This window comes from Fibrella forsythiae (assembly GCF_017353175.1).
Taxonomy (GTDB): domain Bacteria; phylum Bacteroidota; class Bacteroidia; order Cytophagales; family Spirosomataceae; genus Fibrella; species Fibrella forsythiae.
The window spans coordinates 115,518-134,070 of sequence record NZ_JAFMYW010000004.1 but is presented as its reverse complement, the minus strand read 5'-3'; the positions used below and the strand labels follow the sequence as shown (position 1 = coordinate 134,070).

At 53.0% G+C, this 18,553-nt stretch carries 15 protein-coding genes; 5 read left to right on the top strand and 10 right to left on the bottom strand.

Features of this window, described 5'->3' with window-relative positions:
• Positions 1-208: 208 nt before the first annotated feature.
• The 3 genes from J2I46_RS14705 to J2I46_RS14695 are packed head-to-tail and all read left to right on the top strand — an operon-like array spanning position 209 to position 3,467.
• Positions 209-2,455 carry an ATP-binding protein gene (locus J2I46_RS14705; RefSeq protein WP_207329804.1) on the top strand — a complete coding sequence of 749 codons (2,247 nt, stop codon included), beginning with the start codon at positions 209-211 and terminating at the stop codon, positions 2,453-2,455.
• Positions 2,452-2,886 (top strand): response regulator, encoded by a 435-nt coding sequence (locus J2I46_RS14700; RefSeq protein WP_207329803.1) that lies wholly within the window; start codon positions 2,452-2,454, stop codon positions 2,884-2,886. The genes J2I46_RS14705 and J2I46_RS14700 overlap by 4 nt, the downstream gene beginning before the upstream one ends.
• On the top strand, positions 2,883-3,467 hold the full coding sequence (locus J2I46_RS14695; protein ID WP_207329802.1) for a biliverdin-producing heme oxygenase: 585 nt from the start codon (positions 2,883-2,885) through the stop codon (positions 3,465-3,467). The genes J2I46_RS14700 and J2I46_RS14695 overlap by 4 nt, the downstream gene beginning before the upstream one ends.
• On the opposite strand, the gene J2I46_RS14690 is transcribed toward J2I46_RS14695, so the two are convergent.
• On the bottom strand, positions 3,464-5,236 hold the full coding sequence (locus J2I46_RS14690) for a sensor histidine kinase (protein WP_207329801.1): 1,773 nt from the start codon (positions 5,234-5,236) through the stop codon (positions 3,464-3,466). The genes J2I46_RS14695 and J2I46_RS14690 overlap by 4 nt on opposite strands.
• A 1,064-nt stretch (positions 5,237-6,300) precedes the next feature.
• Here J2I46_RS14690 and J2I46_RS14685 point away from each other — a divergent pair.
• Entirely contained in the window at positions 6,301-7,740 is a 1,440-nt protein-coding gene (locus J2I46_RS14685; protein WP_207329800.1) for a DUF3500 domain-containing protein, read from the top strand.
• 10 nt (positions 7,741-7,750) lie between these two features.
• A complete protein-coding gene (locus tag J2I46_RS14680; protein ID WP_310589034.1) occupies positions 7,751-9,100 on the top strand; it encodes a HupE/UreJ family protein in 1,350 nt (449 codons plus the stop codon).
• 26 nt (positions 9,101-9,126) lie between these two features.
• Here J2I46_RS14680 and J2I46_RS14675 read toward each other — a convergent pair whose 3' ends face one another.
• From J2I46_RS14675 to J2I46_RS14635, 9 genes are all read right to left on the bottom strand, one after another.
• Positions 9,127-10,041 carry a helix-turn-helix domain-containing protein gene (locus J2I46_RS14675; RefSeq protein ID WP_207329799.1) on the bottom strand — a complete coding sequence of 305 codons (915 nt, stop codon included), beginning with the start codon at positions 10,039-10,041 and terminating at the stop codon, positions 9,127-9,129.
• Between the two features lie 106 nt (positions 10,042-10,147).
• A complete protein-coding gene (locus J2I46_RS14670; RefSeq protein WP_207329798.1) occupies positions 10,148-11,008 on the bottom strand; it encodes an SDR family oxidoreductase in 861 nt (286 codons plus the stop codon).
• A gap of 36 nt (positions 11,009-11,044) precedes the next feature.
• Positions 11,045-11,944 carry an NAD(P)H-binding protein gene (locus J2I46_RS14665; RefSeq protein ID WP_207329797.1) on the bottom strand — a complete coding sequence of 300 codons (900 nt, stop codon included), beginning with the start codon at positions 11,942-11,944 and terminating at the stop codon, positions 11,045-11,047.
• Positions 11,945-12,089: 145 nt separating this feature from the next.
• A complete protein-coding gene (locus J2I46_RS14660; protein ID WP_207329796.1) occupies positions 12,090-12,512 on the bottom strand; it encodes a (R)-mandelonitrile lyase in 423 nt (140 codons plus the stop codon).
• A gap of 180 nt (positions 12,513-12,692) precedes the next feature.
• Positions 12,693-13,679, bottom strand: a complete 987-nt coding sequence (locus tag J2I46_RS14655) for an aldo/keto reductase (protein ID WP_207329795.1) — start codon at positions 13,677-13,679, stop codon at positions 12,693-12,695.
• 129 nt (positions 13,680-13,808) lie between these two features.
• On the bottom strand, positions 13,809-14,606 hold the full coding sequence (locus J2I46_RS14650) for an SDR family NAD(P)-dependent oxidoreductase (protein WP_207329794.1): 798 nt from the start codon (positions 14,604-14,606) through the stop codon (positions 13,809-13,811).
• 225 nt (positions 14,607-14,831) lie between these two features.
• Complete coding sequence (locus J2I46_RS14645; protein ID WP_207329793.1) at positions 14,832-15,707, bottom strand: helix-turn-helix domain-containing protein; 876 nt, start codon at positions 15,705-15,707, stop codon at positions 14,832-14,834.
• A 92-nt stretch (positions 15,708-15,799) separates the two neighbouring features.
• Entirely contained in the window at positions 15,800-17,458 is a 1,659-nt protein-coding gene (locus tag J2I46_RS14640; protein WP_207329792.1) for a carboxylesterase/lipase family protein, read from the bottom strand.
• A 125-nt stretch (positions 17,459-17,583) separates the two neighbouring features.
• Positions 17,584-18,480: a helix-turn-helix domain-containing protein gene (locus J2I46_RS14635; protein WP_207329791.1), complete on the bottom strand. Its 897-nt coding sequence runs from the start codon at positions 18,478-18,480 to the stop codon at positions 17,584-17,586.
• Positions 18,481-18,553: the final 73 nt, after the last annotated feature.

Below are 18,553 nucleotides of genomic sequence, written 5' to 3'. Positions count from 1 at the left end.
TGGGTGGATATCTGCCTGATAAATAGTGTTTTATTATTAAAAAGTGGCTTTGGGGAACCCTGATGCCAGTACGGTCTGCAGAGCCCGATTACTCTGGTTCTTGTACAACCGTCTGGCTGGCGTGTTTTATTAACGTATATTGCTTTACGTACACGCTTGGGCACAGTTTGTTTGTGCCCATAATACCGGCAATGTGCCCTAGTAACGAATGACTGATTTCAACGTTGATCTGATAAATTGCGAGCAGGAACCCATCCATATTTTAGGGAATATTCAGTCGCATGGTTATTTACTGGCTTTGTTACCAGACACCTATACGGTTGTTCACGCCAGCTCGAACCTGCCTGATCTGATTGGTCAACCCGTTGCGGATATACTCGGAAACTCGCTCGAGACCTTACTGGAAAAGACCGATTTGCCCGCCTCCACCCTGGTTGAACTATTGAACGTCGGGCGCCGTAACGAGTCATGGGAAAACATCAATCCGCAGCAGATACGGCTCAACGAACGTACCTGGAACCTGATCATCCATGAACACGATGGCCTGCTTTTGCTCGAATGGGAGCCTGCCAGTACGTTATCGCAGGCACCGCTCAACCAACGCCTGATTGCCGAAGCGCTCACTGAAGTGCAGGCCAGTCGCCAGTTGGTTGACCTGCTGCAGAATACGGCGCGGCGGGTCAAGACTATTATCGGCTTCGATCGGGTTATGGTTTATCGCTTCGCTGACGACTGGCATGGGCAGGTAATTGCGGAGGAAAAGGAAGACCATCTTGAGCCTTTTCTGGGGCTGCATTACCCCGCTTCTGACATTCCGAAACAGGCCCGCGAGTTATACAAAACCAATCTGGTACGCCTCATTGCCGATGCCGCAGCGCCTACCGCCGCTATTCTGTCGCAGCCAGACGGGCCTGCCAACCGGCCGGTCGATCTCACGTATTCAACATTGCGGGCCGTGTCGCCGGTGCATATCGAGTACCTGAAAAATATGGGCGTAGAGGCATCTATGAGTATTTCGCTCATTTACCGGGGCGAACTTTGGGGCCTGATGTCGTGTCATCATTACTCGCCTCGTTTCGTTGATTTCAGTTCGCGGCAAGCGGCCAAGTTTGTGAGCCAACTGCTGTCTGCGGCCCTGGAATTTCGCAAAGACGAGGAAGATCAGACCCTGCTTCGGGTTAGCCTGGAAAACGGGAAGCGGCTCCATGAGCAACTTCTGGCCGACGAAAATGTTGTTCGTGCTTTGACCCGGCATGCCACAACAGCGCTGGCCTTGACCAAAGCGACTGGTGCCGTGCTCCTGTTCAACAACCAGCAGTATCATATAGGGCAAACGCCCGGAGAAACGGCTGTTCAGAAGCTTACCGACTGGCTCAGGCAGTCAGACACGGATACGTTTCTGGAAACCAGCAGGCTGGCCAGCCTATATCCCGATGCCGAAGCGTTCCGCGAAATTGGCTCCGGTATACTGGCTATTGTATTATCAAAGGAGCTGAACGAATACCTGATCTGGTTCAAACCCGAACAGATCCAGCAGGTAACCTGGGCCGGCAATCCCGATAAACCCGTTACTGTAACAAATGACGGACAGGTCCGAATCAGCCCGCGTAAAAGCTTTGCTGCCTGGACTGAACTCGTACACAACACGTCTGAACCCTGGACTGAAGCCGAAGTGTCGGCCGTGATCAAACTTCGGGAAGATATTCTGCAGGTAGTCAACCGTCAGGCTAATGAAATCAGGCTATTGAATCAACGGTTGCAGGACGCTTACGAAGAGCTGGACGCGTTCAGTTATACGGTTTCGCACGATCTGCGTACGCCTCTGTCGTCTATCCGGTGCTATGCTGAGATTCTGCTTGAAGAGTATGGAAACGAACTTAACCCCGACGCCCGGCTGCTGTTTCAGAAAATCGTTGATTCGACCGACCGAATGCGGGCGCTGATTCGGCACATCCTCTATTATTCGCGGATGGGCCGTACCGAAATTACTACGCTGCCTATCGATATGAACCATCTCCTGGACGAAATTCGGGAAGAAGTCATGATCAACGAAAAAGATCGGGCGATTACTGTACAAATTGAGGACATACCGCCCCTGTCTGCCGATCCGATCATGATTCGGCAGTTGTTTACAAACCTGATATCGAATGCGGCCAAATACACCCGTCTGGCGCCTGAGGCGCATGTACGGGTAACCGGCCAGCAAACAGAACAGGACGTGATCTATACCGTGTCTGATAATGGCATTGGTTTTGATATGAAAGATGCCGGTAAGCTATTCGATCTGTTCAAACGCCTCGAAAATGCCCGCTCATTCAAAGGGTCAGGCGTAGGGCTGGCCATTGTTAAACGCGTTGTGAACCGGCACGGTGGAAAAATCTGGTATCATAGCGAGCCCAATCGGGGCGCTACGTTCCACGTGTCGTTCCCACTTGCTCAGCCGACCGAAAAATGATTGACATTTTATATATAGAAGACAATGCCGACGACGCCGATATTTTTAGTCGGTTGATCAAAAAGCTGAATCAGCCGGTCAAATACACCATACTCAGCAGCGGAACAGAAGCCATTGCCTACCTGTCTGGTAATGGGTCGTATCATGATCCGGCAACAGCACCCATGCCTAAACTAGTGTTGTTAGACCTCAACCTGTCGGGTATGAGTGGGCTCGATATTCTGGCCTGGGCCCGGTCAAGGGAACGTACCCGCTGCTTGCCAATTGTGGCTTTCAGTACATCCGATAACCCAACGGATATTCAGCAGGCGTATGCTGAAGGGATCAATGCCTATATCGTTAAACCGGGGAGCTATCAGGAGACAGGCACATTGCTCCAGCGGCTTTGTCAGTTTTGGCTGGCCGATAATATTTGTACCGATTACAAATGAGTGACCTACTGGAACGCCTGCGGGAAGAAACCCGCTCTTTACATGAGCAAACAGAACACCTGCTATACACTGAATCACTTCGTGGTGGTACGCTCTCTGTTGATGAATACGTCCACTTGCTCCTAATTCATGGCGCTTTTCATCAGGCTCTTGAACGGGCAATTGACTCGCAGGCAACTTTTTTTCAAGCCTATACGCCAGATATTCGCCGGAAAACCCCCTGGCTCCTGGCCGATCTGGCGCAGGTCAACCAAGCAATACCTTCTTTGCCCGGTCTATTCACCAACTGGTTGCCTGCCGAACTAGTGGGGGCTGCTTATGTAGGCGAGGGGTCAATGTTGGGTGGTAAAACGGTTTGGCATTACCTTCAGCAAAGCCCGGTGTTGCAGCCACTGCTTGGCCAGGCCCGGTTCTACCGCGGCTACGGAGCAGATACAGGACCTAACTGGCGTGCGTTTGGTGCGTTCGTGACCAACCAGCCAACTACCGACAGTAATGCCATAATTGACGGAGCCAGACGGGCGTTTCTGCTTTATGGCGATCTGTTTGAACGTACCCGGCGTAGCCTGATAATACCCTAGTTTGCCGCTTGCTGCATGGGCAGGAAAATAGCAAACGTGGTGCCCTCGCCAAGGCGGCTACTTACGTCGATGGCACCGTCGTGGCTTTCAACAACCCGCTGACAGATGGCCAGACCGATTCCCGTGCCGCTATACGAGGCCGAATCATGCAGCCGCTGAAACAGTTGAAAAATACGGTCTTTATACTTTTCATCGAAACCCATACCATTGTCGGCCACGCGAATGAGCCAATAGGCTGACGTGGCGGATAAATTATTGGGTAGTTGGTCGGGGGGAGCAGGCTGGCAGCTGATCTGAATGACAAGTGGCCGGTCGCGGCTTCTGAATTTCAGCGCGTTGACGATCAGGTTTTGCATCAACTGCCGCAGGCGGGACGTATTGCCGGGTATAGTTGGCAATGATGATACCTGGATGGTGGCGTTTGCTTCGGTGATTGAAATTTCCAGATCGCTGAGAACGTCACTGACGACTTCATTCAGCAAAACAGGTACGTGTGGCTCCCGGCGGGCTGTCACCTGCGAATAGGCCAGTAAGTCTTTGACTAACTGCTGCATCCGGTTCGCCGATTTTTGTATTCGCCGTGTCATGTCGCGTTCCCCGTCCGACAGGTTGTCCTGGAACTGATTCTGCAGAATATCGCCAAACGCCTGAATTTTCCGGAGCGGTTCCTGCAAATCATGACTGGCTACGTAGGCAAATGATTGCAGGCTTTCGTTCGACTGTTGCAACGTACGGTTGAGCGCCTCAAGTTCATGCCGATACTGCCGGTCGGTGGTAACATCAACTGCCGACACAACGATATTTCCACCGGCACCGGCAATTGTAACAACGTACTGTCGACGGTTCTGGGTAATCTCAAACACGTCGGGTTCGCCGGTTTCGATTACCCGAACGTACCTGGCGAATTCATTTGTCTCCCGGGCTTCGGGGTGCAGGGTCAAAAACGATTTAGTCAGCATGTCGCCAGGTGCCTGTTCCCAGTTTAGCAATGCCTGGCGGTTGGCTCGTATCGTCTGAAAGTCAATGACTTCTCCCTGCCTGTTACGGATAGGCTCGTGCAGCGAAATGGCCGTTTGCGAATGGTCGAGTATCGCCTCAAGCACCTGCGCCTGTTTTTGCTGGGCAAGCTGTTCCTCCCGTTGAGTAGTAATGTTGTTGAATGTCAGGACAATTAAATCTTCGGCCCGTTGCACGGCCGACACTTCGAACCAGCCCTTGAAACCGTTGGCATCCTGGTAGTAGTATTCGGCTTTTTCAGATTTGCCCGAATCGGCCACGCGGGTATACAGGGCGAAAAAACCGGATTCTACATTACCCGGAAACATGTTGAGCAGCGTTTGGCCCATCAACTCATCGGGTGTCTTAAACAGGCTGTTAACAACCGCCTGATTGGCTGTTTCCATCCGAAAATCCACGATCTGGCCGGTGGCACTGTCGCGAATAGCCCGCATGAGCAGGATGCTGTTCAGAGAAGCATCCAGCGTAGCCCGCATTTCGTCGGCCTGTTGGCGGGCCTGTATCTCGGCATTCTTCCGGTCGGTTATGTTGACCAACGAGATAACAAGGCCTGAGCTGAGCGGCTCAGCTGTAACCATGTACCAGTGATCGTATGTATCGGTAGGAAGCAGGCACTCGAATGTGGCCGTGTGGCCGGTTTTTAGCGTATCAATATACCGTTCCAGCAACCCGTTTTCTATGCTGCTCGGGTCTAGCGCCGTCATGGTCTGGCCAGGAATTGCCTCAATGGGCTGTCCGATAAGATGACTCATTCTGGCATTAACAACCCGGTAAACAAGATCGGTATGGTACCCTGTCGGCACCCTGGCCGAAGGAACCTGTATCGGCTCACAATACGCAACACAACCGGGCGACGCATTAAGTATTCCCTGAAACAGGCTTATGCCGGTAGTTGAAGACACTGGCGATGTGGAATAACTATTATTACATTGAGCGTGATCTAACACGGGAGAATGAAAGGTAGATACTGGATTGAAACGTAATATAAGAACGAACGCATGAAGCGAAGTGAGTCGCTAACCGAAAAAAATACTCTGCTTACCAGTGTAGCGTAAACGTGTAACCCAAACACAACTACGTTGTTAATGCTATACTACGTAGAGATAGCTTATTTACATCAATTGGCGGGTTAACCTTATCGATTGGGCATTGAGGAGATTTATCCATAGCTGGCGCATGCCAATATGAACTAATAGGTTAGTTGCACTTAATCGAAGGCGGCTTTGAAACAGGAGGCTGCTTATCCGTTGCTATTAACAAATAAAAAAAAGCCCGGCTTCAAGGTGAGCCGGGCTTTACTATAAATACTTATCTAGCATTAAAATCTTTGTATATCAGGAATATGAATATAAGCAGATGTGTTAAAGCCTATTGTATTAGCCGGTGTCAACAAGCAGTCAGTAGCCTGTCTGCCGATGTATAACCCGTTTAACTTGTCCTTAAAATTAAGCAAAAGCGAAGCGGTACATGGCAAACGGGTCGTATTGAGTGGATGAACAGGATGGATAGGTTGACAAACGACACCGGTAAAGCGTACTGTTGCCAATCAATTCTAGCCACCAACGCAGAGAGAGGCTGTACTACCGGACCAGGCTATACGTTAAATCGGGACGTATATGGTGCCAGAGGGGCCATTGGTATTGCGTCTGACAAAGTGGCGTTGATCCGGTACGCTGGCTGGCCGCAATCAATGGAATCGGGCCTGTCGGAAGATGTTTTAAAAGTATCCGAACGTGTTTGCTATGTATCTGGGCGCGGAGCAACGATAGACTTGACGATGGCGTAATGATTCCAGTACCTACTCTCCCGTTTAGCTATGCGTATTTCGCTCACGTTACTTGCCTGTATCCTCATCAGCAGCTTCTGGGTAATCAGTTCATGTCAGAAGAATGAAACAACCGTAACGCCTGTGTCGGCTACGGTTTCGGCTCTCTCCTGTGGGTCAGCTACGTTCTCAACTACGGCGGCTAGCGGTATGGCCTACACCGGAACGGCCATTGTGCCCTATACGGGCGGTACGGGCCTTGCGTATGCGGCAGGCAGTGCCGTTGCATCGACAGGTGTAACCGGGCTGAATGCCACCTTACAGGCAGGTACGTTGTCCAGCGGCGCTGGCAATCTGACCTACGTCATCAGTGGAACGCCATCGGGAGCGGGAACGGCTACGTTTGCGCTCAGCTTCGGCGGACAGAGTTGCAGCCTGGCTTTAACAGTCAGTGGAACCAACTCAGGTACTGCGTCGAGTGGGTCAACCACGATAACGGGAATGCTCGCGGCCACGGCGAGTGCAAACACAACCTGCGCCACCACTACCGGCCTGACCCGTGTTGTGTGCCTGGCCGAAGCGTTCAAGGCCACGCTGAGTAGCAGCCAGGTGGCCGCTATGCAATTCACATACAGTAAAACCAACGCGCAGAAGTGGTCGAACCTGCCAGCGGCGCTCTCTGCCCGGATAGGAATCAATCTGAGCACGCTTAGCACAACGCAACTGGCCGCCTTCCGGGATTTGATGGTGGCCGTTCTGGCCCTGAACACCACCGACGAAGGGTACGACGAGATGCTGGGTAACCTGGTTGCTGATGACTATCTGAATACGATTGGCGGCGGCTCAGCCTACGGCGCGGGCAATTTCTATATTTCGTTTCTGGGTACGCCCAGTACCACAGGCCTATGGGAGATTCTCTTCACCGGGCATCATTACACGCAGCCCTATACGTTCAATGCCGGCGTACTCACCGGCGTTACGCCTGCTTTCCGGGGAGTTGAACCCGCCGCGGCCGTGAGCGCCAATAGCCGGTCGTATCAGCCCTTTGAGCAGGAACGACAAACATTTGCCACAATGCTGGCGGGGCTCAGCAGTACAGAGCAAACTACTGCCAGGCTCTCGGGTACGTTTACCGATCTGGTGTTGGGGCCTGGTAAAGACGGCCAGTTTCCCGTCACCAAAGTGGGTATCAGAGTGGGTACTCTTAGCGCGGCCGAACAGGCGCTGGTACTGAACGCAATCAAACTATACGTCAACGATCTGGATGCTGCTACGGCGGCCCCGATTCTGGCGAAGTATACCTCAGAGCTGACTGATACGTACATTGCTTATTCAGGCACCACAGCCGTAGCTTCTGCCAACGACTATGTTCGTATCGATGGGCCGGGCGTCTGGATCGAGTTCTCTTATCAGGGCGGCGTAATTGTCAAGACTGCTCCACACCCGCACTCCGTCTGGCGCGACCATGCTAGCGATTATGGTGGCAATTAATCGTTCAGCTGTGGAACAACCCAACAACGTACCCAATAGCTTTCTGGTCAGGAAGCTGCTGGGCTTTTCTCTATATCTGGTACTGTTCTCGGGCACGTTACTGGCCCACCCGATGCCTAATTCGGTCGTGCTGCTTACGGTTCACGCAGACCGGATCGATGCCGACCTTCAGATTCCACTCAATGAGTTGCAGGCTGCATTCGGGCATGCCGTCAATGATTCGTCTGCCGGGTTGGTGGCGCGGCTCGGTCCGCAGTTAACGGCCTACCTGCTCCGTCATATTCATCCCCGAAGCGCCAGTGGGCGCAACTGGGCCGTATTGGCAGGTACGTTGGCAGTGCACGAAACCCAGAACGCCGTTAACGGTACTTACCGCGAATTAACAGCGCAGCTTCAACTCGTTCCTCCAACTGGCGAAGCGGTTCGGCACTTTGTCTTTCAATACGATGTGGTGTTGCATCAGGTGATGACGCACAAAATTCTGGTGTCGGTTCGCCAAGACTGGGCGCGTGGCCAACTGGCAGAGCAGCAACCGACGCAGGTGGGCGTTATTGAACTGGATATTGTCAATAACCGAATTGCACCTCTTACCATTAATCTGGAACAGGGGAGCGTCTGGCGCGGTTTTCGGGCTATGGTAGAGCTGGGGATGCGCCATATTTCGGAAGGAACTGATCACCTGCTTTTCCTGCTGGTGTTGCTCTTACCCGCGCCGTTGCTGGTCAAAGGTAGTCGTGCGCAACGAAGCGGGTGGGGGCGGTTTGGCGGAATGCGCTACAGCCTGAAGCGGTTGTTACTGATCATTACCGCCTTTACCATTGGTCATTCTATAACCTTACTGGTTGGAGCCATGGGCTGGGTACGTTTGCCAGCGCAACCCGTCGAAATCCTTATTGCCCTCTCTATTCTGGTTTCGGCCGTTCATGCGCTTCGTCCCCTGTTTCCGGGCCGCGAGGCCTGGGTAGCGGCCGGCTTTGGCCTTGTTCACGGTCTGGCCTTTGCTGGTACGCTGGCCAATCTGCGGCTCGATGCCGCACCAATGGCGCTGAGTATTCTGGGGTTCAACCTGGGCATTGAACTCATGCAGGTGGGCATTATCGCCCTCGTTATTCCCTGGCTGATTCTACTAAGCCAAACCACGGTCTACCCGGTTGTACGAATTACCGGTGCTTTTGTGGCGGGAGTAGCTGCGCTGGCCTGGGTGTTTGAACGGGTGTCAGGGCAGACCAACGGGATAACAACGCTCGTTGCGCAGCTAGCCAACCGGGCACCCTGGCTGCTGGCCACTCTGGCAATCATCGCCGTTGCCACCTGGTTCCGGGGGAGGTTGCGGCCTTCTGCGACCATGGACGATGAGTAACCAACAACGTACCTGCTGCCTGCGCATCAATTGAATGACTGCCGAAATTCCAGGGGCGACACGTTGGTTTTGTTCTTAAACAGGCTACTAAACGACTGCGAATGCTCGAAGCCTAATTCAAACGCAATTTCGCTCACGGTCAGATTGGTTGTTGATAGTCTCTCTTTGGCTTTCTCAATCAATTTGTCGTGGATGTGGTGCTGGGTTGTATGGCCCGTCAGTACTTTCAACATGGCGCTCAGGTACGTAGGCGATACGTTCAGAGCATCGGCAACGGATTGAACCGTAGGTAACCCATTCTCCGACAGTGCATTGCTGGTGAAATAGTCTGTAAGCACCGCCTCCAGCCGGTCGAGCAGTTTATGGTTGGTTATCTTTCGGGTAATAAACTGGCGGCGGTAAAATCGCTCGGCGTAGGTGAGCAGTAACTCAAGCTGGGCAATGATGACGGGCTGGCTGAACTCATCAATTCTTGACCGATACTCCTGCTGAATGTGCTGCATGATTTCCTTGATAACGGCCTCTTCCTTATCTGACAGGTGCAGGGCTTCGTGAACGGCGTAGCTGAAAAAGTCGTATTGCCTGATGGTTTTGGCCAGCGGCGTATTCCATAGAAAATCGGGATGAAGCAGCAGCAGCCAGCCCGTATGTTGCAGCTCGGCCTCAGCCTCGACCGAAAAAACCTGACCGGGTGAAATGAAGATCAGAACGCCTTCGTCGAAATCATACTCCTGCTGCCCGTATTTCATCTTGCCATTGAAATTCCGTTTTAACGCAATGGAATAGAAATCATGAATCAGGCTCTTGGGCTTGTTGCCGGTCATTCGCTTGATATCGGCAAAATTGACCACGCTCACCAGCGGATGCTCGGGCTTGGGTAACCCCACAAGCTGATGATAGTCTGTTATGGTCTTAAGGCGAGTAGGCTGCTGGTTTTTCATAAATGACGATTTGCCGTTGAGAAGCTAATGAATATGTTGATTATCAGACCGTGAGCCAACGCCATAAAGGCCTGATTTCCATGCGTCAGGAACAAGGAAGAGCCTCCTACAGGTTGTAGAGCATTGCCAGCCCTTCCTGAAGCGATGCCGGCTTCCGCCCCAGCAATTCTTCCAGGTCGGTACGTACCTGAGCTTCCTGGCCGTTGGCAATATCGGTCATGAAGCCGGTAACTCGACGAACCATCTGTTCGGGCAAGCCCCGGGCCAGCATCTGGGCCTCGAATGCCGATTTCTCAACGGGTGTGTAAATCACGTTTTTCCCCGATATGCTGGTTAGAGCTGCTGCTACGTCGGCAAACGAATACGATTCGCCGGCGGTAAGGGTGTAGATGGTCGACGAATCAGATTCGCCAGCCAAAACAGTGGCCATTGCTTCGGCCATATCATTGCGTAGGGCAAAGGCTACGCTTCCCTGTGCGGCTGGCAAACGGATACCAGTTTCAAATACGGTTGGCCCTACAAACTGCGGAATGGCATCCATATACAGGATATTACGAAACAGGATATAGGTCAACCCGCTCGCTATCAGGTAATCTTCAGTAAGAAAATGCCCTTCCATGAGCTCGTTTACCAGCGTATGCCGATCAGCCAGCGCCCGGCTGGTATAGGCCACCAGTTGAACGCCCGCTTTTTTAGCGGCATCGATCACGTTCATATGTTGTTGAACGCGCTTGTCTTCGTCTGTGCCGGCAATCAACAGCACCTTATCAATTCCCTGCATGGCCTGATCAAGCGAGGCCGTATCGTCATAATTGCCAACTCGAATGGTCACGCCTTTTTCGGCCAGGTCAGTGGCTTTGTTTGCATCACGAACGAGCGCTACGATCTGGTCAGCCGGGCGTTTTTTTAACAGAAACGAAAGGGTGGCAGAACCGAGTTGGCCTGTTGCACCAGTTAATAAAATCATGATTGGTCGGCTTAAGCGGTTAGTGAGAATGGCTAATCAGGCGTTAAACATAGCCGCAAACTCTTTTGCGAATTCGTGCAACTTCACGTTACCCATTATCGCTGGCGTATGCCGGTCGTAATCCTGTCGCATGGCACCGCTGTGAATGCTGGCGCCCAGATCAACAAAGTCGGCGGCAATAGAAGCAGGCATGCCGTTTTGTTCCATACCGTTCCGGGATTGCTCATCGGTAAAAACAACCCAGCTCAGATCGGGCTTACCAATGGCTGCACCCAGAGTGCGGGCAATTTCGTTGCCCGTGTGCTCGTCGCTGACGATATACCGGACGTCGTTGCTGACAACACCCTGTTGTACTGCCGGTTTTTCCAGTTCTTCGGCCGCAACAGCGGCAATATCGACCGGAGCCACCATGACCAGGCGATCATCGCCGCCGTAGTTTGCACCAATGAAGCCCACCCTGCGGATCATCTCAACGAAGGCGTAGAGATTATAGTAGAAATAGGTGGGGCGCAGGTGTGTAATAGCCACGTCGGGCAACCCGTTCAGCATCTTTTCGACATCGTGAGCGCCCAGAATAATGCCGGTCCCTTCGGCTAAGTCGGCGCCGTAACTGCTCAGATTAACTACCCGTTTTACGCCTGTCCGCCCAATTGCTTCCACGTAGTTGTGGCCAAGTTGTCCGTAGTAGGCCCTCATGTCAGGTACGTTGTAATTGGGGGGCACCATCGTATACACGGCATCAGCCCCAGTAAGGGTAGCTGTCAGAAAATCGACGTCGCTGAGTGAACCGATGGCGGCATGGGCACCTAGTGCTTCGATGGCCGATTGCTTATCGGGGTTACTGCTGATCACAGTGACCATATGCCCCTTTTCTACGAGTTGTCGGGTAAGGGGCTTGCCAATATGCCCCAAAGACCCGGTTATAGTAATGTACATCCGGCTGCTTTTTTGTTGATACAAAGGTCTATGGCAACAAAAAAGCCGTTGTAGGCGAATCTATGGTTGTTGTAGGCGAATCAGGGATTTGTGCAACGTGCGCTACCGGGAACTGTGAGTCGTTTTTTCGGATAGAGACGGGACATTAGGGATGAGGCAAGTGGTTGTACTCCGCATCCGTCACGGGCTGTAACCAATTGACGGCTCCGCCTTTGCTCACATTGGGGTTAATGGCCAGGTGGGTCATGCGGCTATTAGGCGAGGCACCGTGCCAGTGTACCAGATCGGGCGCGATGTTAACGGCTTGCCCCTCCTGAAGGTGCCGGATTGGTTTGCCCTGCTCCTGATAATAGCACGTACCTGCCGTAACGATCAGAATCTGCCCATTCGGGTGGGTGTGCCAGTTGTTACGGGTGCCCGGCTCGAAGGTTACCTCACTGACGGTGCAATCGGTCAGGTCGTTGGCCGGAACGAGCGATTTTATCCAGGCTATGCCGGTGAAGTAATCGGCCGGAGCCTGGGTAGCGCCTTGTGGGGCGGTTGGTTGTGATTTATCGGTCTGGTCCATGTTCATTTCAGTTGGCGAATAGTCATCTAACCCGATTTAGCCGATGCTGGTTAGATCAAACGGCATGTTGCGGATGCGCTTGCCCGTTGCGGCAAAAATGGCGTTGGCCAGGGCAAAGTCAGAATATGCACATTAACAGGAGGAGTTTTGACGGTCTCATACCAAGCGCATCCGCCTCTCTTATAATCCTGTCGATTTCTCCATTTGCTCCGTGTAGCGCGTGCCCACTACCTGAATCTGTGCCGAGGCTGTTTCAATCTCCCGGAGTTCATCGGCAGTGAGTTGAATGGCTGCGGCTCCGTTGTTTTCGGTCAGGCGGTGAATTTTGGTGGTACCGGGAATGGGCACGATCCACGGCTTTTGCGCCAGTACCCAGGCCAGGGCAATCTGAGCATTGGTGGCCTGATGCCGTTCGGCAAACTGATTCAGCAGATCGAGCAGGGCTTTATTGGCCACGCGGGCTTCTTCGGTGTAGCGGGGTAACGTGTTCCGGATATCACCAGCGGCAAACTGCGTGGTTTCGTCGATCTTACCCGTCAGGAAGCCTTTGCCCAGCGGGCTGTAGGCCACCAGGCCAATGCCCAGCTCTTCGATAGTCGGGATGATCTCCGCTTCGTGCTGGCGGGTCCACATCGAATATTCGCTTTGCAGGGCTGTAACCGGTTGAACGGCATGCGCCCGGCGGATGGTCTGCGCGCCCGCTTCCGAGAGGCCAAAGTGTTTTACTTTACCTTCCTGAATCAGGTCGCGTACGGTGCCTGCCACGTCTTCGATCGGTACGTTCGGGTCAACGCGGTGTTGATACAGCAGGTCGATCACATCAACGCGCAGGCGCTTCATGGAGGCCTCGGCTACCGCCCGAATGTTTTCAGGACGGCTATTCAGCCCGGCCATTTTTCCGTCCTGAATGTTGAAGCCAAACTTGGTGGCAATGGTCACCTTGCCTTTGAACGGTTCGAGGGCTTCGCCAACCAGTTCTTCATTAATATAAGGGCCGTATACTTCAGCCGTATCGAAAAAGGTAACGCCCTGTTCAACGGCGGCCCGAATAACCTTGACCATCTCCGTTGTGTCTTTTGCCGGGCCGTAGCCGAAGCTCATGCCCATGCAGCCCAGCCCGATGGCCGATACCTCAAGTCCGTTGGTTCCTACTGTTCGTTTTTGCATCGTTGTATGTGTTGATAAAACGGGTTTAATCACAACACAAAATTGGTCCGTATAGCTCGCAGGAACTAATGAAATACAAATAGGAACTTACGAAAATCAAACAGAAAGAGACTAGTACGTACCCGAGCTTCATGATAATGGATCGCCCTCCTTGTTTACGTGCGCGGCAGCGCGCGCTGCCCGTAGAGCAGGAAGGCCGATGCCGGCTGCGTCGAACCCACCATCAACGGCAATCATCTGCCCGGTAACATAGGCCGCTTTGGGCGAGCAGAGGAAGAAGATAGTTTCGGCAATGTCGAGTTCAGTAGCCGAGCGGTGTAGCGGAATGCCGTCGTAATACGCTTTTATAATCTCGGGCGAATGAACGGCCTCGGCCAGTTTCGTCTTCACCGGGCCAGGCGAGACGCAGTTTACCCGGACTCCATAGTCGCCCAATTCAACGGCCAGTTGTTTGGTCAGGTGCACCACGGCTGCTTTCGACGTGCCATAGGCAACCCGCAGTGTACTGGCCCGGACGGCCGAGATAGAAGCAATGTTGACAATGCAGCCATGACTCACTTTCAATGCCGGTAAGGCGGCCATAGAACAAAGGAAAACACCGTCCAGATTGGTGGCCATAACCGTCCGCCAGGCCTCAAAATCCATGTCTTCGAGCGGTTTGAAAATAGCTACCCCGGCGTTGTTGATGAGGGCGTCGATACGGCCAAAGGTGCTCAGTACGGTCGTTATCAGGTCGGTAACGCTGGCCGGAATTGAAACGTCACACATGAACGGCAACGTACCTGGCAGAACTGCCGCTGCGTGCTGAAGTTCCTGTTCGTCGCGGTCAACCATCACAACTTGCCAATTATCTGCCAGAAACAGTTTTGTTGTGGCCAGGCCAATGCCCCGGGCAGCCCCCGTTACAATCGCAATTTTGTTTGTCATCTCGGTGATGGTTCAGTTGGTGCCCCAGGTTGCTAGATCTGTAATAGGCAGCCAATCGGATGGGTTTTACTGAAAGTACCTGCGGGCGCTGATCTATCGGGCCAGGCGCATACAGGTCCGGAAACGACCGTTCTGGCTATCGGGCAACGTACCTGATGCGAGCCTGTGTGCGCAGGCCATCGCAATTTTGCCGACACGAACTGGCTGGGCACTACCCTGCGCAAATCAAACAGCGCGGAACTTCGTCGGACTTAGCTGTACGTGCTTCTTGAAGTAGTTATTGAAATAGGTCGGGTATTCGAAACCGAGTGCGTGGGCGATGTCGCCAACACTCCAGTCGGTATGCTGCAGGAGGGCTTTTGCCTCGCTGATCACCCGGTCAGAAATGTGCGTGGTGGTCGATTTGCCGGTGACTTCGCGCACCGACCGATTCAGGTGATTGACGTGAACAGACAGCCGCTGGGCATAATCCTGAGCAGCTCGCAATGCAAGTGGCCGGTCGGAACTCTCGATCGGGAACTGCCTTTCAAGTAATTCAAGAAACAGTCCCGTAATACGCGACGACGCATTCTTAGGCTCAACGAAACTGTTGGATGGTTTCAATTTCAGCGTTTCGTGAATAATCAGGTTGATGTAGTTCCGGATCAGTTCGTCTTTATAGGCGTAGTCTGCGTCTTGCTCGACCATCATTTTCTGAAAGAGCGCGCTGATAAACGCCGTTTGTGCGGGTTCGAGCAGAAAAGCGGGTAACCCGCCTATTTTGAACAAAGGTGATTGCAGCAAGCTCTCCGAGCGATCGTGCGATTTCAGAAATGATTCGGTGAAGAGACAGGCATAGCCCGTCTGCCTGGTTGTCAGCACTTCCGACGAATACGGAATATGGGGGTTGGCGAAGAACAGAAAGGTACCATCGAGTTCAACGGCCCGGTCGGCATAATAGATTCTGGTTTTGCCCGTAATCAGACAGATCTTATAAAAGTCCCGTCGGCTATACGTTGGTACCCGACTAACCGTTGTGTCAACTTCGTAGACTGTGAAACCTTTCAGTGTCAAATCGCCCGTATTGAATTCGGTATGTGTGGGAATTACCTGCGTATCCATACCATAAAGATAAGAAAATCAAACAGGGTGATGGCAGGAAACGATACGTCTGGTTGATCAGAAGCACTACTCAACCAGACGTATAACCAGGTTTATGCCAATGCTTTCCGGGCCTCCCGATCCGGGTCATTGACCAGCGCGGAAGTGTCGTCCAGAATCATGGTTTCACCGTTTTGAACTGTATAAGGCTTCCAGTTGGGTAAACCGCCCCCGTTTGGGTTGCCGGTCTTCACGAAATTCAGGAACGAACCTGCCATCTTTTCTGATAACGCCCTGGGCCGTTTGCCACCGCCGGTGTGCGTCAGCATCAGATCGGTATTGTAAAACCAGAAGCAGATATCATCGCAGTGGAACGCCCGCATCCGACCATCGAATAGCGGTGGTTGCCAGCCAAACCAGGCTACGTAAACGGGCGCTTTCTGGCCCGAGACTTTTGCGTCGGCGGTAGCAATGGCATTTTTTCGGTTAGAGACAATCAGAGCCCAGATCTCGATGGGACGTGCCTTCGGAAAGTTTTTAGCGTACGCCTCCACAATCTGGCCTGCTTTATCGCCAAAACGCGGCTTGATTTTCTCCTTAACGCCATCCAGCGAAATGCTTTCCAGACTAGCGTCGGTGCGGTCGGGGTTTTGCTCATGGAAGGTAGAGCAGATCATCAGGGGAATATTGGCCGAGAAGTGATTCGGATCTGTGAAGAATGGGCCTTCGCTCAGGTACGTTCCGTCGGCTACGGGCGAATACCCCCCCCGTTGTATCCCCATCTTTTTGGCATCGTCGGCCAGTTTATCGACGGCCCGGTTGGCAATGTCGATGTATTGGCGCCACGGAATCTGTTGCAGTTTGTCGATCTCGCCCGGTTGCAGACCCGCCTCTTCCATGATGTTAAGCCCGAGTTTTTCGGCATATTCTTTATTGGTGCCGGTCAGCGAACTGCCGCTCAACGCCACCGCCTTGTGAAACAATCCCTTTGCGGAGGGCATGTTCATCAGCGTGGTTACCTTGGCTCCGCCGCCAGACTGCCCAATGATGGTTACGTTACCCGGGTCACCGCCGAAATTGGCAATGTTTTTTTTGACCCACTCGAGAGCCGCCACCATATCCAGATTACCAACGTTGCCTGATGCGGCATGGCCGCCAGCCGCTTTCAGATCGCTGTAGCCAAGGGCACCGAGCCGGTGGTTGATCGAACAGAAAACAACGTTGCCCAGCCGCGACAGGCTTTCGCCATGATAGCCATCCTGCTCGATGGCATTTCCGTTCACGAATCCGCCGCCGTGGAGCCACACAATCACCGGCCGCTTCTGGCTATCCAGGGCAGGTGTCCAGACATTCAGCTTCAGGCAATCTTCCGATACATCATCGTAATTCCAGTGGTCAACGAACGAGGCGTAGGTGTTGGCGTATCGTTTTTCCATAATTTGGGGGGCAGAGTTCCCCCACCAGAGGGCGGGGCGAATGTCGGTCCAGGCGGCGGGTGGTTGCGGTGGCATGAACCGGTTCTTTCCTGCCGTATCGGCTCCGTAGGGAATGCCCAGAAACTGGTTGATGCCCCGGAGAATGAACCCCCTTACTTTCCCGTATTGTGTGGTGGCCACGGCGATGTTGTCGCCTACAAACAGAACCTGATCGTCTGCGGCAGGCTTCGTTCCTTTTGGTGGCTTCAGGCCAGCGGCAATGGACTGATGTGACGTACCCAGACCAGCCACGCCGATTCCCAGCGATTGTATAAAATTTCGTCTTGACGGTTTCATGGTCGAACCTTCGTTAAGGGTATAGTAGGAAACTTGTTTATGAGGTAGCCCTAAAAGGGTTTCGCCAGCTTGTTTTACTACTGATAACCAATTGGTTCGTTTGCTTTGGTAGCCATGCTAGCCCGTTAAGGAGCCGGTTGCTTCTCCCGAAATTCCGTGGGCGAGAGGCCGGTATGTTTCCTGAAAAAGCGGGCGAAATAGTTTGGGTACTCGAAGTGGAGCAGATACGCGATTTCAGATACGGAATAGCCGGTATAGATCAGGTATTTGCAGGCTTCGCTCAACACATATTCCTGTACCAACTGGCTGGCCGATTTACCCGCAATAGCCTGACAGATGCGGTTCAGATGAACGGGCGTGATGGCCAACTCGTCGGCTAACTGAACAATGCTATGTGTGGTGCCCACCTGCCGAACCCGTTGCTGAAACTGGCGGAAATGCCGGATCGCGATGCTGTTGGCGCTGGTTTGTACCGACTCATTTTGCCGACTCCACAGTCTGTAGAACACGATGAACAGCTGTTGCAGTCCCAGATGAAGCATCGTCTGCTTTTCGGGCTGGTCACCAATTAGTTCTTCGTTAAGTTGCCCCATCAGGTGCTCGATGGCCTGCGCTGAATACGGCTCGTCGAAGGCTTGTATGCACTGTATAGACCCCAGCATCGTTGTCAGGGCTGACGTGTTGGGAAACAGGGCGTCGATCAACGTGTCGGAGAGGGTAAGAATCCGCCCTGTTGTATCGGGGGTGTAAACGAAACCGTGCAACGCCATGAATGGGATCAGCAGCACCACCGGTCCTGATAGCTGGCGTTTCTGGGTGGCTTCCGAAAACTCGACCCCGCCCGTCTCCAGAAAAAACACCTGAAACAATCGGGCGTGGGTATGCGGCTGAATGACCCAGTCGAACGTACGGCTGCGGGTTTCAATCCGCTCTGAGAACAGATAGTCGCCATTGGGTCGCCGGTTGGGCAGATCGGTATCGGCTTCACCATACAGCCCGTCGAACTGAATAATACGCTTCATGCAGACAAAGCTATAACTGAGCGGGTTAATCGGTTAGCGGTTCAGCGTGTTTTCTCGGAGGTGCTTGCCTGTC

Bases quoted from the DNA above. Each gene is read 5' to 3' on its own strand.
- J2I46_RS14705 (WP_207329804.1), top strand. From the start codon at position 209: ATGACTGATTTCAACGTTGATCTGATAAATTGCGAGCAGGAACCCATC.
- J2I46_RS14700 (WP_207329803.1), top strand. From the start codon at position 2,452: ATGATTGACATTTTATATATAGAAGACAATGCCGACGACGCCGATATT.
- J2I46_RS14695 (WP_207329802.1), top strand. From the start codon at position 2,883: ATGAGTGACCTACTGGAACGCCTGCGGGAAGAAACCCGCTCTTTACAT.
- J2I46_RS14690 (WP_207329801.1), bottom strand. From the start codon at position 5,236: ATGAGTCATCTTATCGGACAGCCCATTGAGGCAATTCCTGGCCAGACC.
- J2I46_RS14685 (WP_207329800.1), top strand. From the start codon at position 6,301: ATGCGTATTTCGCTCACGTTACTTGCCTGTATCCTCATCAGCAGCTTC.
- J2I46_RS14675 (WP_207329799.1), bottom strand. From the start codon at position 10,041: ATGAAAAACCAGCAGCCTACTCGCCTTAAGACCATAACAGACTATCAT.
- J2I46_RS14670 (WP_207329798.1), bottom strand. From the start codon at position 11,008: ATGATTTTATTAACTGGTGCAACAGGCCAACTCGGTTCTGCCACCCTT.
- J2I46_RS14665 (WP_207329797.1), bottom strand. From the start codon at position 11,944: ATGTACATTACTATAACCGGGTCTTTGGGGCATATTGGCAAGCCCCTT.
- J2I46_RS14660 (WP_207329796.1), bottom strand. From the start codon at position 12,512: ATGGACCAGACCGATAAATCACAACCAACCGCCCCACAAGGCGCTACC.
- J2I46_RS14655 (WP_207329795.1), bottom strand. From the start codon at position 13,679: ATGCAAAAACGAACAGTAGGAACCAACGGACTTGAGGTATCGGCCATC.
- J2I46_RS14650 (WP_207329794.1), bottom strand. From the start codon at position 14,606: ATGACAAACAAAATTGCGATTGTAACGGGGGCTGCCCGGGGCATTGGC.
- J2I46_RS14645 (WP_207329793.1), bottom strand. From the start codon at position 15,707: ATGGATACGCAGGTAATTCCCACACATACCGAATTCAATACGGGCGAT.
- J2I46_RS14640 (WP_207329792.1), bottom strand. From the start codon at position 17,458: ATGAAACCGTCAAGACGAAATTTTATACAATCGCTGGGAATCGGCGTG.
- J2I46_RS14635 (WP_207329791.1), bottom strand. From the start codon at position 18,480: ATGAAGCGTATTATTCAGTTCGACGGGCTGTATGGTGAAGCCGATACC.